This window comes from Clostridium sulfidigenes (assembly GCF_052067195.1).
Taxonomy (GTDB): domain Bacteria; phylum Bacillota; class Clostridia; order Clostridiales; family Clostridiaceae; genus Clostridium_J; species Clostridium_J sulfidigenes.
The window spans coordinates 70750-92651 of record NZ_JBQHQR010000016.1 but is presented as its reverse complement, the minus strand read 5'-3'; the positions used below and the strand labels follow the sequence as shown (position 1 = coordinate 92651).

23 protein-coding genes are annotated in these 21902 nt (G+C 31.8%); 11 read left to right on the top strand and 12 right to left on the bottom strand.

Annotation, left to right across the window (positions count from 1 at the left end; genetic code table 11):
* Positions 1-428 precede the first annotated feature (428 nt).
* The 3 genes from ACTNBA_RS16315 to ACTNBA_RS16305 are packed head-to-tail and all read right to left on the bottom strand — an operon-like array spanning position 429 to position 3231.
* On the bottom strand, positions 429-1199 hold the full coding sequence (locus tag ACTNBA_RS16315) for an ABC transporter ATP-binding protein (RefSeq protein WP_441075371.1): 771 nt from the start codon (positions 1197-1199) through the stop codon (positions 429-431).
* A 5-nt stretch (positions 1200-1204) separates the two neighbouring features.
* Positions 1205-2227 carry a FecCD family ABC transporter permease gene (locus ACTNBA_RS16310; RefSeq protein WP_441075370.1) on the bottom strand — a complete coding sequence of 341 codons (1023 nt, stop codon included), beginning with the start codon at positions 2225-2227 and terminating at the stop codon, positions 1205-1207.
* Positions 2224-3231 carry a FecCD family ABC transporter permease gene (locus tag ACTNBA_RS16305; protein WP_441075369.1) on the bottom strand — a complete coding sequence of 336 codons (1008 nt, stop codon included), beginning with the start codon at positions 3229-3231 and terminating at the stop codon, positions 2224-2226. The genes ACTNBA_RS16310 and ACTNBA_RS16305 overlap by 4 nt, the downstream gene beginning before the upstream one ends.
* Before the next feature lie 118 nt (positions 3232-3349).
* Here ACTNBA_RS16305 and ACTNBA_RS16300 point away from each other — a divergent pair, with 118 nt between their 5' ends.
* The gene (locus tag ACTNBA_RS16300; RefSeq protein ID WP_441075368.1) at positions 3350-4291 is read left to right on the top strand and encodes an ABC transporter substrate-binding protein; all 942 of its coding nucleotides are present in this window, start codon (positions 3350-3352) and stop codon (positions 4289-4291) included.
* 524 nt (positions 4292-4815) lie between these two features.
* Here ACTNBA_RS16300 and ACTNBA_RS16295 read toward each other — a convergent pair.
* The 3 genes from ACTNBA_RS16295 to ACTNBA_RS16285 all read right to left on the bottom strand — a co-directional run bounded on the left by ACTNBA_RS16295 (position 4816) and on the right by ACTNBA_RS16285 (position 7359).
* Positions 4816-5343 carry a GNAT family N-acetyltransferase gene (locus ACTNBA_RS16295; RefSeq protein ID WP_346931260.1) on the bottom strand — a complete coding sequence of 176 codons (528 nt, stop codon included), beginning with the start codon at positions 5341-5343 and terminating at the stop codon, positions 4816-4818.
* 127 nt (positions 5344-5470) lie between these two features.
* Positions 5471-6532, bottom strand: coding sequence for an IS1595 family transposase (locus ACTNBA_RS16290; protein ID WP_441075367.1), 1062 nt, complete (start codon positions 6530-6532; stop codon positions 5471-5473).
* Between the two features lie 206 nt (positions 6533-6738).
* Positions 6739-7359, bottom strand: a complete 621-nt coding sequence (locus tag ACTNBA_RS16285; protein WP_441075366.1) for a VanZ family protein — start codon at positions 7357-7359, stop codon at positions 6739-6741.
* A gap of 596 nt (positions 7360-7955) precedes the next feature.
* Between ACTNBA_RS16285 and ACTNBA_RS16280 the strand changes: the two genes are divergently transcribed.
* The 9 genes from ACTNBA_RS16280 to ACTNBA_RS16240 all read left to right on the top strand — a co-directional run bounded on the left by ACTNBA_RS16280 (position 7956) and on the right by ACTNBA_RS16240 (position 14555).
* Positions 7956-8423, top strand: coding sequence for a MarR family winged helix-turn-helix transcriptional regulator (locus ACTNBA_RS16280; protein WP_346846710.1), 468 nt, complete (start codon positions 7956-7958; stop codon positions 8421-8423).
* A complete protein-coding gene (locus ACTNBA_RS16275; protein ID WP_441075365.1) occupies positions 8407-9261 on the top strand; it encodes a DUF6544 family protein in 855 nt (284 codons plus the stop codon). The genes ACTNBA_RS16280 and ACTNBA_RS16275 overlap by 17 nt, the downstream gene beginning before the upstream one ends.
* A gap of 290 nt (positions 9262-9551) precedes the next feature.
* A complete protein-coding gene (locus ACTNBA_RS16270; RefSeq protein WP_441075364.1) occupies positions 9552-10718 on the top strand; it encodes a MerR family transcriptional regulator in 1167 nt (388 codons plus the stop codon).
* Between the two features lie 126 nt (positions 10719-10844).
* Positions 10845-11330, top strand: a complete 486-nt coding sequence (locus tag ACTNBA_RS16265; protein WP_441075363.1) for a hypothetical protein — start codon at positions 10845-10847, stop codon at positions 11328-11330.
* A gap of 307 nt (positions 11331-11637) precedes the next feature.
* Complete coding sequence (locus ACTNBA_RS16260; RefSeq protein ID WP_441075362.1) at positions 11638-12345, top strand: DNA alkylation repair protein; 708 nt, start codon at positions 11638-11640, stop codon at positions 12343-12345.
* A gap of 102 nt (positions 12346-12447) precedes the next feature.
* Positions 12448-13008, top strand: a complete 561-nt coding sequence (locus tag ACTNBA_RS16255) for a hypothetical protein (protein WP_441075361.1) — start codon at positions 12448-12450, stop codon at positions 13006-13008.
* A 148-nt stretch (positions 13009-13156) separates the two neighbouring features.
* On the top strand, positions 13157-13318 hold the full coding sequence (locus tag ACTNBA_RS16250) for a hypothetical protein (protein ID WP_441075360.1): 162 nt from the start codon (positions 13157-13159) through the stop codon (positions 13316-13318).
* A 317-nt stretch (positions 13319-13635) separates the two neighbouring features.
* Positions 13636-13758 (top strand): serine hydrolase, encoded by a 123-nt coding sequence (locus ACTNBA_RS16245; RefSeq protein WP_441075375.1) that lies wholly within the window; start codon positions 13636-13638, stop codon positions 13756-13758.
* A gap of 2 nt (positions 13759-13760) precedes the next feature.
* Positions 13761-14555, top strand: coding sequence for a DUF1835 domain-containing protein (locus ACTNBA_RS16240; RefSeq protein ID WP_441075359.1), 795 nt, complete (start codon positions 13761-13763; stop codon positions 14553-14555).
* A 344-nt stretch (positions 14556-14899) separates the two neighbouring features.
* Here ACTNBA_RS16240 and ACTNBA_RS16235 read toward each other — a convergent pair whose 3' ends face one another.
* The gene (locus ACTNBA_RS16235) at positions 14900-16990 is read right to left on the bottom strand and encodes a peptidoglycan-binding protein (RefSeq protein ID WP_441075358.1); all 2091 of its coding nucleotides are present in this window, start codon (positions 16988-16990) and stop codon (positions 14900-14902) included.
* A 50-nt stretch (positions 16991-17040) separates the two neighbouring features.
* Here ACTNBA_RS16235 and ACTNBA_RS16230 point away from each other — a divergent pair, with 50 nt between their 5' ends.
* Positions 17041-17184, top strand: coding sequence for a hypothetical protein (locus tag ACTNBA_RS16230; protein WP_441075356.1), 144 nt, complete (start codon positions 17041-17043; stop codon positions 17182-17184).
* 80 nt (positions 17185-17264) lie between these two features.
* On the opposite strand, the gene ACTNBA_RS16225 is transcribed toward ACTNBA_RS16230, so the two are convergent.
* From ACTNBA_RS16225 to ACTNBA_RS16205, 5 genes are all read right to left on the bottom strand, one after another.
* A complete protein-coding gene (locus tag ACTNBA_RS16225; protein ID WP_441075354.1) occupies positions 17265-18311 on the bottom strand; it encodes an ATP-grasp domain-containing protein in 1047 nt (348 codons plus the stop codon).
* A gap of 71 nt (positions 18312-18382) precedes the next feature.
* Entirely contained in the window at positions 18383-19264 is an 882-nt protein-coding gene (locus ACTNBA_RS16220) for a UDP-3-O-acyl-N-acetylglucosamine deacetylase (RefSeq protein ID WP_441075352.1), read from the bottom strand.
* A complete protein-coding gene (locus tag ACTNBA_RS16215; RefSeq protein ID WP_441075350.1) occupies positions 19251-20225 on the bottom strand; it encodes a CgeB family protein in 975 nt (324 codons plus the stop codon). The genes ACTNBA_RS16220 and ACTNBA_RS16215 overlap by 14 nt, the downstream gene beginning before the upstream one ends.
* A gap of 2 nt (positions 20226-20227) precedes the next feature.
* Positions 20228-20917, bottom strand: coding sequence for a WbqC family protein (locus tag ACTNBA_RS16210; protein WP_441075348.1), 690 nt, complete (start codon positions 20915-20917; stop codon positions 20228-20230).
* A gap of 17 nt (positions 20918-20934) precedes the next feature.
* Entirely contained in the window at positions 20935-21867 is a 933-nt protein-coding gene (locus ACTNBA_RS16205; protein ID WP_441075347.1) for a GNAT family N-acetyltransferase, read from the bottom strand.
* Positions 21868-21902 lie beyond the last annotated feature (35 nt).

Here is a 21902-nt window from a genome sequence, read left to right as displayed (position 1 = left end):
GTATAGATGCCAATGGAACTTAAAAAAGATGACTCCTGTTCAATACAGAAATCATCTTTTATCTTAGGGTCTTTTTATAAAATGTCCTTGACTTAGGGTACATTTTAAATTTTAGTCTATCCTTAATTTTTATAATGAACCTATTTAACTATAGAAATATATAACTATTAAAATAGTTGTTGTGGTCATGCGGGTTTTAGGGATTTTCCAATTTTGAAGTTAGGTTTAAGTATATAAAAATATGAAAAATAAATAGCAATAGAATTATACTAATAAAAAAGTTATTCCCTATTATAAAATAGTTTATCTAAGTTACAATAAGGGATAACTTTTAAATCTATGTATAACAAAAGGATGTGGAAATCCTCAATAATAACATCATATTATGATACGAATAACTATATCTTAATATGTTTTCGTTATAAAACTTAAATAAAAGGTACACATAATTTACAGTTATCTATAGGAGAATTAATAAGATTACATTCAACATCAAAGACATCCTTTATAAGTTTTTCATTTATAATCTCATCCTTAGGGCCTTGATCCAATATGTTTCCATTCTTTATAGCAACTATATTATCAGCATATTTTAATGCATGATTTATATCGTGAATAACCATTACTATGGTTCTATTTTCTTTTTCATTTAAATTTCTTAAAATATTTAAAATTTCTAGCTGATACTTTATGTCTAGATGATTTGTAGGCTCATCTAAAAGGATGATATCTGTATCTTGTGCTAAAGATAATGCAATCCAAGCCCTTTGTCTTTGACCACCAGATAGGTTATTTAAACTTATATCCTTATCGTTTATAAGTCCAACCTTTTTTATGGCTTCTAAAACTAGATTTTCATCCTTTTTACTCCAAAATGATAATAAATTATGGTAAGGGTATCTTCCTTGTTTCACCAAATCATAGACAGTTAAATCTTCTGGAGCATTACTACTTTGAGGAAGCATGGACATAAGCTTGGCAACTTCCTTTGAAGGCATTTTAAGAATATCTCTATCCTCCATGAGTATATCTCCATTTTTAGGTTTAAGTATTCTTGCTATGGCCTTTATTAATGTAGATTTTCCACATCCATTAGAGCCAATTAAGGCAGTAATTTTTCCTTTCTCTATATTTATATTAATATTATCTAATATAATTTTTTCATCATAACATAACTTTAAATTTTTTGCTTTTATCATTTCTATCATCCCCTTTTGTAGTTTCTTTTTTTAACTAAAAGGTATATAAAGTAAGGTGCTCCTATAAAAGCTGTAAATATACCTATAGGTAAATCCTGTGGATAAAATAACCACTTAGATACAAAGTCAGCTAATAATGTTATTATTCCACCTATAAGTATTGAAAGTGGGATTACATTTTCAAACTTTGAATCTACCAATTTTCTTGCAATGTGAGGAGCTATTAAACCTACAAAAGATATACCACCACCAATAGTTACAGCTCCTGCTGCTAATGCAGCAGAAATGCCTAAGAGTATTATCCTGCTTTTATGTAGCTTATTACCAAGGACTATTACAACTTCATCTTCAAGCTGATGAAGATTTAAATCTTTAACAAATATTAATGTTAATGTAGCGAAAATACTAAATATTACTATAATCAGTATTGCATGTGTCCAGTTAGCACCATATATACTTCCTGTTATCCAAGTTGTAGCTTCTTTTATAAAAATTATTGGTCCATTTATTATAAGAATATTAGTTATGGCCTTAGCAATAGCAGAGACTCCAATTCCTATTATAATTAATTTATTTGTTGAAGAAGATTTTCCATTTATAAGCAAAATGCACATTAAAGCTATAAATGAAAATATAAAAGTAAATATAGGCATATATAATATAGATGTTGTTAATGAATTATTCTTAGGATCTATAAAAATAGTTAAAAACACCAATGCTCCAACGGAACCTCCATTAACTACACCTAATATATCTGGAGATGCTAAATCATTTTTAACCACTCCTTGAAGTATAGCTCCCGATAATGCTAAAGAGGCTCCAACAAAAAAGGCAACAAGAACTCTTGGTAACCTTATTTTCGTAACTAAAATAGATGAAAATCCTGTATCTATTCCTAATATACTCTTTAGTACATCTAATGGACCTACCATAGCTTCACCTAGGCATAATGAAAAAAATATCATTAAGATAGTAATCCCTAGTAAAAGCGCACTTAACTTAATAGCTTTTTTACTTATATTTATCATTGTCTGGTCCTCCTTTTCGCAACATATATAAAGAAAGGACCACCTATAAGTGCAGTTAAAGCACCAACTGGGACTTCTTTTGGATAAATTATAAATCTTGACATTATATCTGCAAGCAATAGTATAGATGCTCCTGTTAATATAGAAAATGGTATTAGCCATTTATAATCAGTTCCAATAAATTTATGTACTATATGTGGAGTTATAAGTCCAATGAAAGCTATTGGACCTGCCAAAGCCACAGATACACCAGATAAAATAGCAACTATAGCTATTATAACTATTTTAAAATATAGAGTTTTCATACCCAATGACCTTGCCATTTCTTCTCCTAATGAAAATACATTGAATTTTTTCCCGATAAGCAACGTAAATACTATTACTATTAATATTATTGGAATAAATTTAACTATTAGTTCTAATTTCTTACCTTCAACAGAACCTGTCATCCAATAAACAACCTGCTCAAGTGCAGCCTCATTTTTATATAAAATACCTTGTGCTAAGGAAAAGAATAGTGCACCTAAAGCAGTACCTCCTAATGTTAAGTCCATAGGCCTTATGTCACCTGAAAGACCTCCACATAATAAATAAACTAGTAGAGAAGATCCTAGTGCACCTAAAAAGGCTAACCAGGCAAGTCCTAGTGAAGATACATTAGGAAAATATGTGAGAGCTATAACCAAAGTTAATACTGCTCCTGAATTTATACCTAAGATACTTGGCGAGGCTAATTTATTTCTAGTCAGTCCTTGAGTTAAAAGTCCAGATACTCCAAGAGCTCCTCCAACTAGAAGAGAATTTAATGTTCTTGGAATTCTTGAAGTCCTTATGATTATATGTTCTTGAGAATTATTAAAATCTTTATATGCATCTATTAAAGTATCATAAGATGTAGGTATAAATCCTTTAGTAATACTTAAGTAACATAATATAAGAGTGAATATTGTAAGTAATATAAGTAACAGCCATCTACCGCTATTACTTTTTAGAATGTTTTTCATGTAACTCCTCCGCTTTATAATATTGAAAAATGATATCATTTGTTATTGATAATCTTTCTCAAACATGATATCATAATTAAGTGATAAAATCCATAATAAATTTTAGGAGGAATGACAAATGCAAAAAAAATTATTATATGCAATTTTATCAAGTATGCTAATTGTAAGTTTACTTGTTGGTTGCTCTAATAAAACAGAAAATACAACAGATTCTAAAACTATATCTATACAACATGCTATGGAAACAACAGAAATTCCTGAAAATCCAAAGAAGGTTGTTATATTAACTAATGAGGGTGTAGAAGCACTTCTTACCCTTGGTGTAAAACCAGTTGGAGCTGTAACTGGTTTTACTGGTGATTGGTATGAACATACTAAAAGTGAACTTACAGATGTTAAGCCTGTTGGTAAGGAGACAGAACCAAATGTAGAAGCAATTGCTGCTTTAAAACCTGATTTAATAATTGGAAATAAAATGAGACATGAAAAAATATATGACCAATTAAGTGCAATAGCACCAACTGTTTATTCAGATACAATAAGAGGCGAATGGAAGGATAATTTTAAATTCTATGCTGAAGTTTTAAATAAAGAATCTGAAGGTGAGAAAGCTATACAAGCATATGAAAGTAAGATTACTTCTATAAAAGAAACTTATAGTGATAAATTAAATAATGAAATATCACTTGTGAGATTTATGGATGGAAAAACTAGAATATACCTTGGAGATACTTTCTCTGGAACTATTCTTAAAGAAATAGGATTTAAAAGACCAGCAGCTCAACAAGGAACAGACTTCGTTAATGAAATAGGCAAGGAAAGATTAAATGAAGCTGATGGAGATGTAATGTTATACTTTACTTATGAACTAGGGGATGGTAAAGGTCTTGCTAGAGAAGAAGAGTGGTTAAATGATCCGATGTTTAAATCTCTAAATGTTGTAAAAAATAATAAAGCTTATAAAGTAGACGATACTATTTGGAATACAGCAGGTGGTATAAAAGCCGCTAATTTAATGCTTGATGATTTAACTAATATGTTAAAGGAAGGAAAAATCTAAGGTTATTAATTAGCCATTAATGGAAGTTTTAATACATATAATATAATAAAAAAGGTGCTATCTAAAAGTGGGATATATTTCCTAGACAAGACAGCACCTTTTGTTTTTAAGGGTGAAAAGAAGCTTTCGTAAAATAAGCTAGTCTAAATAAATATTGAATAATCTCTTATATTATTAACGCACAGCCGTTTCGGAATATTGATTTACTAAAGCATTTATTCAAGATAAAATCTACAACACAATAACTCGTATACACTCAAACAAGTTGTGTTGCTTACGATTTTACCATTCATAAATACTAAGTAATAAAATATTCATGGAAGTTCTTCTAGTAAATTAGAAGAACTAAGTTCGAATGGCATTCGCTAACAATAATATTAAATTAAGGCTATGTTTAATAACAGTGTTGATAATATGGCAATTTTTAATGGAAGTCAAAAATGGCTTCCATTAATTCATATTTAAAGAAAGATACGACAGAACTGAATCTAAAATTATGTTACATCAGCCCTACAAATTGGAATTTATAAATCTATCCAATATCGTTCAACAACACAATTCTCATCTTTAATTAATACTTCATTTTCTTTTTTTCCACCTTGGGATAATATGGTTTTCTGAGAAGCCAAATTATCATTATCACAAGTTAGTAAAATTCTACTTAGTTGTAATATGTCCTTACAATAAATTAATGCTTGTCTTAATTCTTCTTTTGCATATCCTTTGTTTCTTTCAGACTTTCTTACAGAATATCCTATATGTCCACCATATTGTAAAAGATAATCATTTAAAAAATGCCTTATTTGTATCATTCCTACAATGCAATTATCACTTTTCCTAATTGCTAATAATTGTGTTGATGTAACTTTTCTTCCATCTACTTCTTCTGTTTCATTCAATAATGACTTTTCAATATATTCTTGTGGTGAATTCGAATTTCTTAAGAAACCTGTTCCATCCATTGATTCATTATTTTTAATAAACTCATTCTTATATGAGAATATGTCATCACCATATTCTATTGCTACTTTCTTTAATACTAAGTCTTCCATAAAAATCACCTCTATAAATTACTATTTGTTGAGTTGTTTTACATCTTTTATAGCCACATTAATCTACTATTGTGTCTGTATTTAATTATACAACATAGTAATGTGATTATTCAAATATTTAACATAATTAAATATAAATTGCTTCCCTAATTTTAAAATCTTTTAACTTTGTATCAGAATGAGATGTATGCGACTGGACTAATAAATGTTTGGTTTTTACAGTATCCTTCTCTGTATTAAAAAACTGTAACCATTTAAACCAGTACATGTAGTTAGCAAGATATTTTGTGGCTACACTATGAAAACTATACATCCATTCTTTTAGTTTGCTATGAAAAGCATTTATGTGCTGTATATGGTAAATGCCTTCCTTATGCTTCCCACGTTTAATTTGTTGTAGTTCAACACCTAAATTTTGTGCAAATCTAATATAACTCTTGTGTGAATCAGTACAAAGGATAGATTCATCCTCAATCCTGCCTGTAAATAGCCTTTCTAAATCTGTATGTTTCATCCTACCTTTACATATTAGTTCAGTCATAATATTTCCCACTCTATCAATGGCACATAGTACACAGACCTGCTCCTTTGATATACCTCTTTTTCTCTTTTCATCCTTACTACTCCTACTGCCTTTTACTCCACGTTTATGAGGTTCTCGTGGCATTATAAACGTAGTGCTTTTCTTATGATTTCCTTTAAAGGATTCTCTGAAAAACGCCTCGTCAACTTCTATAACTCCACCAACATTACCAATACCCATATACACTCTGATAGCGTCTAAAAACTTATGCCTCCAATAAAAAGATGTAGGCACACTAATCCCAACTATCTCTGCACATTTTCTTATGGAATAACCATTTATCATACATTTAGAATATAATATCCACTTTTTAATATCTTTCTTACTGTTGTAACGGGGTGAACGTGTAAAATCAGTAAAGGTCTTTCGGCAGGACTTACAGATATATCTTTGTTTGCTATTGAACTTGCCATTTCTTGATACTTCCTCATGTCCACAGTGGGGGCAGACTTTTCCCTTGGAGAATCGGTTCTCTTTAACCTCGTTAGTAACCTCGGTAGCAAAAGAACCTAATACAATAACTTCTTCAAGATAATTTAATATTTCTTCCTGTCCTGTTGTTCCTAAAGCATCTAAATCTTTCTTTACTGACGCTACACTTGGCATAATAATACCTCCGTAATCCTTTATATAGTCTTATTGTACCCAAATATTCAGAAAATATAAATTTTCAACACTTATCTTAAACATAGCCTAAATTAAAAATGTAATATTATAAACACTATTCTTTAAATCTAACAGTTACTTGTAATACAGTAATCTAAAGATAACACATCTAAAGTAACCCTTTTAAAAATAAGAGTATCATTTTATTAACTCAAAAACGTACTTATAATTGGAATTGCAATGTATAGATAAGGTTCTAATTTAATAACCATACTATCCTTAGAAGAAATTTCAACTACTGTTTTATTGGCAAGTTCATGAAAAAACTCACTAATAATATTGAAAATAATCCAACCACAAATAGTTCCTAGGGTATTCATTATTAAATCATTAATATCTGATGCACGAAATTGGACAAACAATTGAGCAATTTCAATAATAATTGAAAATAATATTCCACTACATACTGTGGGCAATAATGTTCTATACTTTTTCCATAATGTTGGCAATAAAAATCCAAAAGGCATAAAAAGTATTATATTAAGTATTGCTGAAAGCTCAAGTCCATCGTTAAAAGGCACTAAATTTATAATGGGATTAAATATTGGCCTGTTTAATCTTGAAAGTCTTTTCCATTCGCTCAAAGTAGGAATTCCGACTACATCTATTAAGGAAATCATAAGATATAATATAAAAAGATATCCCAAAAAGTAATGTTGCCATCCTATTTTCTTTTTAAGACTCTTACTATTTTTATTTAAGAAAATATTTAAAATAGTTATTAGAAAAAATGATAATATCATTGGTATTATATAACTTTTCATCATAGAAATCTCTTCCCTCCGTTTTAATCTTAATATTTACTATCACATTAAAAATTTAATTTGAAAACTGATCTCTAAAACACTCCTTTATAAATTATTTTTTATTACTAAATATAGTATATAAGTAATTATTTAAAATCTTCTTAATTGTTTCTTAAGGTTTTCTTAAGATTATTATTGCAAACTTTCAATTATATACCTTTGTAATAGTTGTTATGAAACTCTTTAGTAACTTCATCTTATTAACTCTATTGCTACTACTATCATTAAGCCTCCTAGATGAAAATCATATTTTTATAAATATATATATTTAATTTTAATTATATAGCAGGAATGCTAGTCAAATAGTTGTTCTGTTTATGGGTATTTCAGAGGTTTTCCTATTTCGAAGGTAGGATTTAATATATTCAAATATGAAGAATAAGTGTTATTACAAATCATTTAAAGATGGAAAATAAGAGATAATAGGTAAGTATCTATTATCTTTTTATAAGTATTGACATAAAGGTAACTGGTTACGTATAATTATATATGTAACCAGTTACCTTTAAGTTACAATAAATATTGGTGAATATAATTTTTATGGAGTGTGATGAATAGTGGATAAAAAAGAGGAAAAGAAAATGGAAGCTTATATATATGGAGGTATATTTGCTTTATCTAATAAATTACAACTGCTAGGAGATAAATTCGATTCTAATATATCTACAAAGCAATGGTTTTTGATTGCTATTATAGCTAGCTTTAAATATGAAGCTCCAACAATTTCAATGACTGCGGAAAGAATGGGGACTTCAAGACAGAATGTTAAAAAGATGGCTAGTATATTAGAAAGAAGAGGCTTCTTAGTAATAGTGAAGGATAAAGAGGATGGTAGAATACAAAGATTAGAATTAACAAAGTACTGTACAGACTATTTTGAACAAAGAATGGAAAGCGAAGAAAAGTATATTGAAAATTTGTTTGCAGATTTTGATGAAGAAATGTTATTAGGTGTATTTAAAGGAATAAAGCAATTAGAGAAAAATATTATGGTATTGGAGAAACAAAATGAAGAGGAGAGTTAAGAGAAAAATGGGGTTAATTTTAGGCGTAATTTTATTATTAGTATCTATATTAGTTATTTATTTCAATGTACCTTATTCAACATTAAAAACAAACTTTAAGGATTATTTAGTTGAAAGTGAAGAAAATATTAGTGAAAACAAAAAATCTACTAAATATACATTGGAGGATTTACCACAATCCATGCAGAATTTTTATAGCTATACTAAGCTAGTTAATAAAGTTAGTAGTAACCATGTGAGTTTTAATTTTAAGGATGCCGATTTTGTAAATATAGAGATGAATAAAACATTGAAAATAGATTATTCAGAGCATATTTTTGGAGATGTTCCAGCTAGATTTGCTTTTATTGATTCATCACTTTATGGCATACCATTTCAAGGCTTGGACTCATTCATTAATGGTGAAGGTGGGATGAAGGGAGTAGTAGCAAAGAATATTACTCTATTCAATCAACGTGGGAAAGAAATGAATAAAGCAGCCTTAGTGACCTGGCTTGCCGAAATTATATTTATGCCTTCACAGTTATTAAGTGGAGATGTAGACATAAAAGAAATAGATAAAAATACAGTGGGTGTATCAATAACATATGATAACATAAAGGCAAGTGGAATTTATAAATTCTTAGACAGTGGAGAGCTTGTTGAATTTACAACTGATGATAGAGCTCTTATCTATAATGATGGAAGATTAGAACATAGAAAATGGTCTGCGCTATATGAAGATTATAAGAATAATGGTGATTTATTATTACCTAATAGATTAAAATCTAAGTGGCATTTTGATAATGAAGATATTATATATTTTGATGGCACTGATATAGAATATACATTCTATTAGTAGATTGGTAGTTACAGTAGATATGGTTTGAATCTATAGGTGGAAACTCTTTTCCTAAAATTGTTATATGAAAATACTTTGTCACAGCCTCTTTTCTCATGAGCTTTCTTTGCTTAAACTTGAAAAACAAGAAAACTAAAGAGTCTGTAAATTCTTTTGTAAATCGTTGACCCTAACACCACGTTATAGTGTAATATAAAAATATAGCTCGAATATATTAACCAAAACTCATAGCCGGCTGAGTATTAGATAATATTGATAGCTGTAAAATCAAACTTTGAGGTGTAGCAATGAGAACAGTAAAACAAGTTTCGGATTTGACAGGAATAAGTGTGCGCGCACTACATTACTATGATGAAATAGGATTATTAAAGCCAAGTGAGATTACAGAGGCAGGATATAGACTTTATGATGATGAAGCCCTTAAAACTCTACAGCAAATTTTATTTTTCAAAGAGCTTGATATACCTTTAAAAGATGTTAAAGAGATAATGTTGAGTCCATATTTTGATAAAATGCAAGCACTAAAAAATCAGAAAAAGCTGCTTGTGTTAAAACGCAAAAGATTGAATGGCTTAATAGAGCTTATAAATAAAACCTTAAAAGGAGAAAGCACAATGAATTTTAAAGAATTTGATATGAGTGAATATTTTAATGTATTGGAAGAATTTAAAACAGAACACGAGGATAAGGTAATTGAAATTTATGGTAGTGTAGATAAATATAATGACCATATTGAAAAATGTAAATCTAAAGAAGATGAAATTGCTAAAATGGCTATAAAGAAATATGGAAGTATTGAGAAATATGCTATGGCTTTAAAGAAAAATCTTAACAATAGTGCTACGTTTACTTTAGCAGAACAATATGATGAGTTTAAAAGAGATTGCTTGGAAGATAAGCATCCTAAATTAAAAGAACTATTTAAGAGGCTTACATCTGACTTAAGTAAAGATACTTCTTCAAAGGACATTCAAGAAATTGCTGAAGAAATAACAAATATAGCTAAAAAAGATTATGAAATTTTCAAAATGGATAATGGTGATGATCATTGGTACTATATGGTGCAAATTTATTTGGTATATCCTAAGTGGATAGAAGAAGTGGATAAAAAATATGAAAATGGTGCATCTAAATTTATCGGAGAAGCTCTAAAAAATTATTTGGGAGATAGGAAGCCTAAATTAGAAGAGCTATATAAAAAGCTTACATCGGACTTAAGTAAAGATCCTTATTCAAAAGAGGTTCAACAGATTGTTGAAGAAATATCAGATGCAACTAAAAAAAGTCAAGGATTTTACAAAGTAGATGAGGGAGAGAATCATTGGGGTTATACAGCAGAGCTTTATTTATCAAATTCCACATGGATAAAAGCCATTGATAAACAATATGGAAGTGGAGCATCTAAATTTATGGGGGAAGCTTTAAAGTTTTATTCTGAAAATAGTAAGTCGTGAATTAAAAACTATGAAGGATTTGCCATATAGAAAGAAAGTTACAAGTATTAACGTATATTGGGGCTAGGATATATGTTATAATTAGGTAAAATAAAATTTTTGTAATATATACAAGGAGATGGAATTATGAATTTTAGAATTGTTTCATTACCACCGTTTAAAGCTGCTTCATCAGGGGTTGATAAAAATTTTGATTTTTCTGCAGAAGGAATATTGGGAAAGTTTGATGCATATTTTTCTGATATTAAGCCATTACCACGAGATGGCTTTATGCCACGAGATTTTTTATTTTTTGATCCTGTAGAACAAGGTATGGTTTGGTGGTGGGCACTAAATGAGGACATGGATAGCGGTAGTAACGATGTAGTTGACTTTGATGGCGGATATTATCTTACTTACACATATAGAGACGGCGATGAAGAAATGGGTAGTAAGTTGTATAATGAGGCTATAGAATACATTAATAAATCAGAATTATTTGAATTGGATGAACGCCATAATCATTATAGTATGGGACATATTATTACTCCTCAGGATATTATCAAGGCACAGGGATGGGCACAGATGGAAACATTTATACCAATTAAGCTAAGAACGGAACATGATAGATAAGTATTAATTTATAGAAAAAAATATAAGAAAAGCAGTCAGTTGATGAACTGGCTGTTTTGTGTATTTACATATATAATTAAACTTTACATATTATTACTTAACATTTTCAGTTATAATTTAATCATATATTGTAGTTTAAATAGATCATTAAAGTGATTGGTTTGAAGAAAATATACAAATAATTATAACTACTAGATTGGCTTTTTTAGTTCTTTGATAGTTGAAAACTCAAAAAAGTATTATAATAGTCATTAAGAAACGTTGCCGTTGATATCACCAAGTAACGAATTTTAAGGAGATGTTACAAATGGAACTAACCGAAATCATGGATGAACTAAAGTCCCTTGGTACAGAGCGTACGAAAAAAATTTACATGAGCAAAGGTGCGAAAGAGCCTGTTTTTGGCGTAACAATAAGCGCTATGAAGCCGATTTCTAAGAAAATAAAATACAACCAGCCTTTAGCAGAGCAACTTTATGCATCAGGAAATTATGATGCAATGTATTTAGCCGGCATGATTGCTGAGCCAAAAAAAATGGTTGAAGAAGATTTTAACCGATGGATAGAAGGCGCTTATTTTCATATGATTTCAGACTACATTGTGGCAGTAACCCTTGCCGAAACAGATATTGCCTTTACCGTTGCCGACCGTTGGATCGATAGCGGTGAAGAATTAACAATGTCGGCTGGCTGGAGTTGCTACGATTGGCTATTAGGCACTCGCAAAGACGGTGAATTTGACAAGGATAAACTTTTAGCAATGCTTAATAGGGTAGGTGACACGATACACAACCAGCCAAACCGTACTAAATATGCCATGAACAATTTTATTATGTCCGTTGGAATTTCGTATTTGCCCCTTCATGAAGAAGCAAAGAAAATTGCTCAAAAAGTAGGAAAGGTAGATGTTTTTATGGGCAAAACCCTCTGCCAAACAAATATTGCAACAGAATATATTCAAAATGCAGTTGATAAAGGAAGACTAGGCTTTAAACGTAAACATGTAAGATGTTAGAGTATGAAATAACTAAGATTTATTTGATGAAAGATTTAAGCTTCTTTCTAGGCATTTAGATATGGGGAAAGCTTCAATATAAAAAGATTAGGAGGGCTAAAGATGGAGAAAGAATATAATATGTTTTTAAGTAATTACATGAACGTAGATGATCCATTAAAAGACAAGGATATTATTCATAAAATGTCAGTAGTAACAGCCCATTATGCATATAGGAATGGACCAATAGAAGATATGCACGCTGATAGAAATAAGAGTATATATGATGATGATATGAAAGTATTAAATAAGCTTATTGTGAATAGATTAGCATCTATATTTAAAATTATATTAGATAGTGATAAAGTAAATCAGATAAAAGTAAAGTATGGGCGTGGTGATATAGATCGACAATTAGCAGAGGCAACAATGATATATGTTTTTGAAGAAGGGTTTATGAAACAGGAAGTAATAATAGAAAATTTAGATGATAATGATATTAATGTAGTATATGATTTTATGAAATTTAAATTAGAAGTAGTATTTAGTATTATTTTGACAGGAAATAAAGAGGAGATAAAAAAGTTTTTGGCTTATGGAATATTCTATGGGCAATCTTGGGATTATGCAGTGCCAGAAGTACTAACTTTTGAAGAGTTTTTACAAAAATTACAAGCCGCATAATGATGGAAGATACGGGACACTATTGGAGAAAGATGTATTAGGAAAGCAACAGATATAGCAAGGAATCTTTTTGATGTTTTAGATGATGAAATAATAGCATTAAAAAATGATTAGACATAGAGAAAATTAAATAGGCGTTTGGGGATTGATGAGTGATTTTCCAAGAAACTTTCATCCTTGGGAAGAGAATTTTACAAAAAGATTATATTTAGCAGGGATAGAAGTCGTGGATGATGCTGAAGCACGGGATACTTGGACAAAGTGGACAGTTTCTACATTTGAATACAATTGTCCAGAAGAAAATGGATAATTATATTTATTTTTCCCAATCAGAAGATTATAAGTTTATTAAAGTTTTAATTAAGGGAATTCTTTTTAGGAGTTCCCTTAAAAAATGTAAGTAGGGAACTATTTAAATATAAAAATATGAACCTATTTAACTATAGAAATATATAACTATTAAAATAGTTGTTGTGGTCATGCGGGTTTCAGGGATTTTCCAATTTTGAAGTTAGGATTAAGTATATAAAAATATGAAAAATAAATAGCAATACAATTATACTAATAAAAAAGTTATTCCCTATTATAAAATAATTTATCTAAGTTACAATAGGGGATAACTTTTAAATCTATGAATATTCTATTACAAAAAGTTTTACCAGTACAGCAGTAGGAATAGCCGTTGAAGAAGGACTCATATCTTTACAGGACAAAGTCATAGATTATTTTAAAGTTTATAGCGGGAGGTAAGGATGAAAAAAATAATACATATATGTTTTTCTGATAGTGCCATAGGAAGTGTGAAATATGCGATAAAAAAAGATGTAATTGAAGGCGAAAAAGTGGTAGGACTTGTTGATGATTTGTCAAACGGACCTATAGATGATATTGCTGATATGAGCAGAAGAATTGAATGGCTTAAAAAAGTATATATTGAAGAAGGAAATGAAATTTCTGAAATAATCAAGAGTCATTATAAAAAAATTATTAAAGATATAATGAAACTTAAGGATGAAGATATTTATCTATGGCACGGTAATAGTGCAAAGGAAATCTGTGGAATGTTATATATTTTATCAATGCTTGAAGAGAAAATTCAGAACGTATATACCATTAATGTATCAGAAATTACTTATAATACTGGAAAAAAGAATGAATATACACCACGGGTTGTAGGAGAGGTTATGCCTGAAAAGTTAGGAGAATTTATAGGAATAAGAAAATCCATGGACTTTGAGAGATACTCCAGTTTAATGGCATTATGGGAGAAACTGAAGAGAGAGAATTCTAATCTACGTGTTTATGAAGATAATCAGGTTAAAAGTGCTCACATAGACCACTTTGATGATATGATACTATGTTATACAGATAAGAAGTTTATGCATAGTGCAAGGACAATTGGAGAAGTTATAGGCAAAGCTGAAAGTTATATTTCTGATACTTTTATTTTTTGGAGAGTAACAGAACTAATAAGAAATGGGAAAATTTCTTATAGAGGAAATTTAGATTTTATGAGGGAACTAGAAATAAAAAAGAATAATAGGTGATATTGTTGAAATTAATTTTACATCTGAAAATTATATTTTTATTTAGTTTAGATATATACATGGTTATAATGGAAACACTTTCATCGGTGGCAGAAGTAAACTCAGCAGGAAGTTAGGAGCTTCAGCATCAATAGAAGAGCAAACTACTTCCATTGAGGAAATAGCTAATTCAAGTAGAAACTTATCACAGATGTTCTTAGAACTTCAAGAATTAATTGAAAGATTAAAAGTCTAATTCAAATTAAGGTAGAGTAGGTAAATTTGTGTAAACACAAATTTACCTACTCTCTTTTTGTTGAAGTTAGCTGTTTTTCCATAGCTATATAAATTATTAATAATGGACCTTACATTCTACCAGTGAAGAAATCGTTATAGGTTGATGCGATTTTTTCCCAGGTTATTCTATCCACAACTCCAGTTATCCTTAGGTCAAATACCTTTTGAAGACTCTTAACATTCCTTTCTGTTGCTAAGTCAAATATGTTGTCTACAGGTAGAATTCTTATGTTATATCCGTTTTTAGCTAAAACGTTTATATACTCTTTAAGAACAGCAACATACCCATTGTTATCTCCAAGTTTTAGTTCAAATGGGAATGGGAAAAAAATATCTGAGGTATTTATATCCCTACCAGAGTCTAATGCCAAATATACAAATACAATATTCCTCCAAGTATTAATATCCACATCACCATCTTGAACTAATCCAAAGGTTCTTTGAAATTTTAGTACAGCATTTTGTGTTCTTCCATCAAAATCTCTATCAACATTAACTTCTGGTATCTCTTTATATAATGTAGATATCTTTCTAAGCATTGTTTTAAGTCTTCTTACATCTTTATTGCTGAAGTTTTTATTTAAAACATACCCTGGATATCTAGTTAAATCTTCCACTGAATAAAGTTCTTCTAAATCTACATAGGCACAGTATATAGTATTCCAAAGCCTTCTATCAACTAATTTTAAAGTAGGCAAATTAAATGCCTTTTGAAATTCCATTAAGGTTTCCAGAGTTTTACAATCAAAAATACCAGTTATAGCATTTTTCTTAAACCCATAAGCCTCTGCTAGGGTGCTTAAATATACTTGTAGCTCCCTTACTTTTCCTCCCTTAGAACCATATTTTAATCCTCCTAATGGATAATCTCCATCAAAACTTGCATCTAACTCTTCAATAATCATATTTTCTTCTGCTTCTTGATCTAATTCAGCCAATCTTTTTACAGCAGTATAAATTGCCGATAATTTATACCAGGTTGCTCTTCCCACTATTCCATCTTGAACTAAATTAAATATTCTTTGAAATACTTTAACGGAGGCTTCAGTGTTAGATCCAAAAATTCCATCTACAGGAATTAACTTAGGAATAGCAGGATAATTTTGTGATATTCTATTTAGCTGTTGTTGTATTATAGTTACATTGGAGTTTCTATCGTTTCTCCTTATTGCTGATCCAGGATATGACTCAACTAACCCAGCAATTATTGGAGTTCTTTTTAGTATTTTATCATTACCATAATAATACTGTAATATTTCAAAAGCATTTCTACCACCATTTGCTAAGTCTACAGTTCCCCACTGAGATAACCCATTACATTTAGCTGTTGTACCATTGCAATATTGTGTAAAATATGGTGCATTACTATTAACTATAGAAAAATATTCATTAAAAATAGAATCTACAATTTCGCTTACATTCTCAAATACATTTCCTCCATATACAAAATATTGATCATAGGCTGTAGAATTTGTTATTTGAAATGAATAACCTCTACTTACATACCATTCTGTATAAACTCTGTTAAGGGCAAAGGTTATTTGGGCATAAATGTTGGCTCTTAGGGATTCTTCAGGCCATGTTGGGTAAACCTCATGGGAAGCAACATTTTTAATATAATCTACAAACCTGACAGTGACATTTTGCGCCCATGCACTAGGAGCTCCAAGGTGTACTGTAATATACTCTGGTATATATACTTCTCTTAATACAAAAGGTTGAGATAATATACCAGTTTTCTGATCTCTTTGAACATCCAATAATAATTGATGAGGAGGTATTACAATTCTCTCTTCCGTTGTGTTGTAAAATGCAGCTGCACCAATTTTAACAATCTCAGTTAATGACACATTTTGAATAGAAGTAGTTTCATCAAAAATACTAACACCTTCTATTAGTACATTATTATATCCTTCTGCGGTTACTAACACATCATATCTAGCATAAGGAATATATGTTTTATTCATTGGTTCTAATGACAAATTTTTATCGGGAGCATCTAACTCAATAATCTCACTTCTGCCACTTTCATCTACACCACTGTTTGTCTCGAAAATAACCTCTTTTGTTTTTTGATATCTAATTTTTATCCTTGCACTTGTGATAGGTAAGGCTTCTTGTTCCTTTGAAAGTTGAATTAATATATATCCTTTTCCCATTTTACACCACTAAATATTACTCTAATATATTATATTGATGGATATTTGTTTTGATACTGGCACATTGTGGTATAAAAATAATTGTATTAAAGTCAGCGGATAAAAGCTTTGAAAGTGCATTGAAGTTTCCGTTGTATGAAGCATTATGCAGATATATATTTGAGCCCTTTGCTGCAAAGGATACTGCAGCTTGATTCTATAAATAAAAAACATAAAAAACCACAACCAATTAATTAGTCGTGGTTTTCAATAATTTTCACGTAAATATTTATATCTAGTAAAGCCTGGCTGTAGAAAGCGAGTTAAGCTTATCTAGTGGGAAGTAATAATCCATGTATTGCCTCAATACAAGGCCAGTTGCTGGGCTGATGGGTATTACCTCCTGGCAAAGCACTTCTGAGCGTATTAAGCTTTCAGGCTCATTTATTCCAAATAGTAACCGCATGCATGTAGAACTGCTGAATCTGGGATTTATTTCGAAAATTACTGGCATGCAATCTTTAAGGCGCAATTGAATATTTATAGCCCCATAGGCTCCCAGTGTACTTGCAACCATGGCACAATAATCTGCAATGTGGTGATAATCATCAGAAACTGCAGCAATAGAAACTCCTTCCAGCAAATACCGCCTTAAAGCGATTTTGGAAATGACCTTTCCCTTTTGATTTATGCAAATCCCTACGGTAAACTCTTGCTCCTCATCTGTCAGGTATTCCTGTATAATTAGGCTTTTCTTACCTTTTATATTTTCAAGCAGCTGCTGCTTATCCTTAACTAGAACAACACCTACTGAGCCACGTCCAAAACGCGGCTTGACTATCAAGGGAAACCCAGTACTTTCAATAAATGAGGAGAGCATACCAGCATCTTCAGGATACCTGATACTTGCAGGAATTTGAAAACCAGAGCGTGATAAATGACACATGGTCAGCCACTTATCGGTGCAAAGCTCTATCACTGCAGGAGAATTTACAAATACCTTTGCTCCTGTAGATCTTTCAAGGGATTCTCTATTTCTTGAATAAAAGGGAAGCTCTGCTGTAGAGCCGATAAATATCGCTTTAATCTGATGATTTATACAAAGATTTTTAATAAACATATAATAGCTTTCTTCATCTGATACCTGTGGAGCGATAAAGCTTTTGTGGGCAAAAAATAAACCTAGGGAATATGGGTTAGAGTCAATTGCTATTGTTTCAACAGGAAGCACCGATTCTTTCAGTGACCTGATAATACCCAGGCCGTATACGGAACCTGCACCTGTAACCAACACACTGAGAGTACCATTGATTTCATTCATATTTTTGCAAACTGCTGACAATGTAATCAACCTCCTGTTCTGTTAATTCTGGGTGAACAGGTATTGAAACTACCATTATACCAAGCATAGGTTTAGCTAAAGCGATCATCATTACACTCCTCATAAATTTTTTTACATAGCTCTAGATTTAACCGGTGACCAGATCTGAAGCCTATCACATGTCCCAGTACCTTTTTCCCAAGCAAGCCAAGGTCTCCGAGAAGGTCAAGCACTTTATGCCGGGCAGGTTCATTGGGCCATTTCCACGACCTGTACTCAGCCCCGGATTTCACTACCAATACATTTGAGCTGACTTTCCCAGTTAGGTTCACAACATCTTCAATCTCTGACTCAATTATATAAGAACGGGCATCTGCCAGCTCTTTAGCAAAGGTTTCAGGAGTTATGTCCATTTCAGCTACTTGAGATAATTGGGGCAGATTGGGATAGTCAACCATATAGGTTAGTTTAAAGCCATCGTAAGGAAGAGCTATCAGGAACTTTTCATATTCCATATCCCCTAAGCTTTCACGTTTATATACAATAATGGGCTTAAGTATTTTTATCATTTCCTTCTTGGCATTTTGTTCCACTATCCCAGCTCCTGTGAGGGCTCTCTTGAACTCTTTACTGCTGTAATCTTCTGTTACGGGCAGGCTGGCCTGTTCTAGCTCAATAAATACGTTGTCCAAACCTAATCCTAATAAGGCTGCCAAGGCATGCTCCGTGTGTTCGATGCGAACATCTCCATCAACAAGAGAAGTCCATCTGTATTCAACCTTTGCTTTTTCAAATGAGCATTTTACTTTAGGGCAGCCTGGCAGGTCATTACGGATAAATATTATACCAGTACTCGGCGGGGCTGGATAAAAGGTTACCTTTGCATCAGTTTCGCCAGAAATGCTAGTACCTATTAAAGAAACCTTTTGTTTAATAGTTGTCTGATTATCCATTTCAATTTCAATTCCTTTCAACTAAACTACAGAAATCAAGAATTTGTCTGGCGCGTTCCTTATAACTATGTTTTAAATAAACCAACCGCTGACCATTGCGCGCTATTTCTTGTCGTGCTGCGGTATTTTTAAGAAAATAATTTACCAGGTCAACTGTATCTTCTGGGGAAGAGGCACATGACAGGTGAACATTATTTATAAATAGCTTGGTGACAGATTGTGTTGGTACCGTAAGCAAAAAACCGCCCGAACCTAGTACTTCAAAAGTCCGAGATGTTAACATGTCATGGTCATTTTGCAAACCTAATATAATTCTAGCTGAATTATATACTTTATTTGTTTCCTCATAAGGCAGTTCACCTTTAAGCATATGGGGTGGGATCTTAAAACCCATTAACTCCTCATTAAAACGGTCCCATCGCTTACCCCAAATAGCAATGTTATATCCTCTTTCCACCAAAGGCTTAAGTAATATCTGAACGCTATCCTTCCGATATGACTTCCACTCTCGTCCGCCATTTCCAATTAGAACCACATCATAATCGTATTTACTGCTTGGAGGTTCATTTTTATTGAATTCCGGATTGCAGCCAAAATCCAGATGCCCGGCGGGAAGTCCAAGCTCCCTGTATTTATTTACACTACCAGGATGTATGGTCATAATTGCATTAGGTTTATAGGTTTCAATACACCTGAAGGAACACTTTTCGGTCCATCTTGGATCTTCAGTTGCCCAATAGACATGGTTCACCTTATATTTAGAAGCTCTTTTCGTAAGCTCGTCTATATGCTCACGGCTATACCTGCGGTAAGCCCATCCCGTTGTTATCATAATATCAGGCCTAAAGTTGTCCACTGCATCTATTATAGAACTTCTACTTAAATCCCTCAGGACAAAAACAGGGCAGTTCAATTCTCTAAAACCCTGGGGAAGCCCAAGAGTATATTTAGAGCTATGTGCAAAAAACAGTATTTTTTTCATGCTTACACCTCTTTCAACAAAAGCTTGCGTGCGCCAGTTGCACCACAATTAAATAACATATCAACTATAGACAAATTGGGTATAAAATTGCCCCAAAGCTGTGGATATGCTATAGGCTCATAATCCAAATATTCCAATTTAATACCTTGTTTTTCAAAAATCTTTGGTTGATTATATGCCTTTCCTCCAATACCAGACAGGTAACTATCAGCAGAAAAGTGGTGGCAGATTGCAGCTATCAGTTCATTTTTTCGAAGCTCAGAAAATTGAGGTAAATCTGATAAAAACACAAGCTTTGTTTTAAGTCCCAGCAGGTCATATACCAGCTTGATGAAAGCTATGTTGGTATCTATAAGATATCCGGTATCTTGCAATACTTGCTCCATCATGGGGAAAACTTCTTTGAAATGAGGTGCTTTTGCGTAGTTTACTTTGAGTGCCATAAGATGATGCTTTTTCCAACCCGGTATAACAGTAACTTCATTAAAACGCTGCAAGCCCATGCCTTTGCGTTTCACCGGCACAGTTAGTAACTGAGTCCCTTGGGAAGTTTTGATAAGATTCCTATTATCCAATGAACTGCCTGTTTGAAACTGAGCAGTATCTAAAATAAAAAAAATATCACACTGTGCCATCTTAACAAAATATCCAGGCCAGGGAATATAATTCGGTTGATGACCTGCTAATTTCATTACACCACTCCTTTAAATTATTTGTTATTGTTTACTTTATACAAATAGCATTCCCGCAATACCCCATGCCCTCCATAGCCTTCTTTGAAACGGAACAGCCCTGTATTGACTCTACTTCCTTTTAACTCAGTGGAAATACCCCAATCTAAATATGAAAAGCCGTTTTTTAGTCCCCATTCCATCATATGACCAAAAATAAGGTTTAGGGGTCTCTTATGCTGGAAACCATCGTGATGGGCAATATAAAAACAGTTTATAACCATATCGTTCAGTAAAAATGCCAAAACACCCGCTACAGGAGTTACTCCTTCATATGCTGCAAAGAGTTTTATCCTGTCTGGATAAAGGGTTTTTAGATGTTTGATTTCATCTAATGTATGTGCAGGCTTTGCATTATGATTATGTTTTAGTTTATTTTTCAGAATAGGCCAAAAATCATTTATATCGGCATCCTCCGCCACTGATAACCCACTTTTCAATGCCTTCTGATAGTTTCGAAAAGCTGTGTCACTCATTACCTGCTTTACAAAAGATTCCTCACCTTTTTTTAGCTCAAGCACTGTGGCCAGCTCTGTATACTCAATGCTAAAACCAGAAAACCTTAAAGCAAAGTCAAGTTGGTCCGAAAGCTCCTTATGGTAAACCTTCGGAACAGGTTTTAGCCGTATATAGTCAAAACCAGCCATGGTACAATATTCAATAAGGGCACTTACTAATTCCAGGCATTTTTTAGTACTTAGACTGGACTTTATTATCAGCCCTCCATGGGAAGCGCCGGGGTGGGAAACCAGGATGCGTTTATCCTCTTGTTGTACTACGGCAGCAGGAAGAACAGCAATGATTCTTTTATCCTCTATAAATATCAGGGAATGATCTGAAAATCTGCCTGAAGGATGATAACCAAGGAATTTTCTCTCCTGCATAAAAGTACCGTTAACTGAGGAACTCACAAATCCCTCCCATTGATTCTCAAGTTCTTTTGAAT

Coding starts and splice junctions, on each gene's coding strand:
- ACTNBA_RS16315 (WP_441075371.1), bottom strand. CDS start 1,199: ATGATAAAAGCAAAAAATTTAAAGTTATGTTATGATGAAAAAATTATA.
- ACTNBA_RS16310 (WP_441075370.1), bottom strand. CDS start 2,227: ATGATAAATATAAGTAAAAAAGCTATTAAGTTAAGTGCGCTTTTACTA.
- ACTNBA_RS16305 (WP_441075369.1), bottom strand. CDS start 3,231: ATGAAAAACATTCTAAAAAGTAATAGCGGTAGATGGCTGTTACTTATA.
- ACTNBA_RS16300 (WP_441075368.1), top strand. CDS start 3,350: ATGCAAAAAAAATTATTATATGCAATTTTATCAAGTATGCTAATTGTA.
- ACTNBA_RS16295 (WP_346931260.1), bottom strand. CDS start 5,343: ATGGAAGACTTAGTATTAAAGAAAGTAGCAATAGAATATGGTGATGAC.
- ACTNBA_RS16290 (WP_441075367.1), bottom strand. CDS start 6,532: ATGCCAAGTGTAGCGTCAGTAAAGAAAGATTTAGATGCTTTAGGAACA.
- ACTNBA_RS16285 (WP_441075366.1), bottom strand. CDS start 7,359: ATGATGAAAAGTTATATAATACCAATGATATTATCATTTTTTCTAATA.
- ACTNBA_RS16275 (WP_441075365.1), top strand. CDS start 8,407: ATGAAGAGGAGAGTTAAGAGAAAAATGGGGTTAATTTTAGGCGTAATT.
- ACTNBA_RS16270 (WP_441075364.1), top strand. CDS start 9,552: ATGAGAACAGTAAAACAAGTTTCGGATTTGACAGGAATAAGTGTGCGC.
- ACTNBA_RS16265 (WP_441075363.1), top strand. CDS start 10,845: ATGAATTTTAGAATTGTTTCATTACCACCGTTTAAAGCTGCTTCATCA.
- ACTNBA_RS16260 (WP_441075362.1), top strand. CDS start 11,638: ATGGAACTAACCGAAATCATGGATGAACTAAAGTCCCTTGGTACAGAG.
- ACTNBA_RS16255 (WP_441075361.1), top strand. CDS start 12,448: ATGGAGAAAGAATATAATATGTTTTTAAGTAATTACATGAACGTAGAT.
- ACTNBA_RS16250 (WP_441075360.1), top strand. CDS start 13,157: ATGAGTGATTTTCCAAGAAACTTTCATCCTTGGGAAGAGAATTTTACA.
- ACTNBA_RS16240 (WP_441075359.1), top strand. CDS start 13,761: ATGAAAAAAATAATACATATATGTTTTTCTGATAGTGCCATAGGAAGT.
- ACTNBA_RS16235 (WP_441075358.1), bottom strand. CDS start 16,990: ATGGGAAAAGGATATATATTAATTCAACTTTCAAAGGAACAAGAAGCC.
- ACTNBA_RS16215 (WP_441075350.1), bottom strand. CDS start 20,225: ATGAAAAAAATACTGTTTTTTGCACATAGCTCTAAATATACTCTTGGG.
- ACTNBA_RS16210 (WP_441075348.1), bottom strand. CDS start 20,917: ATGAAATTAGCAGGTCATCAACCGAATTATATTCCCTGGCCTGGATAT.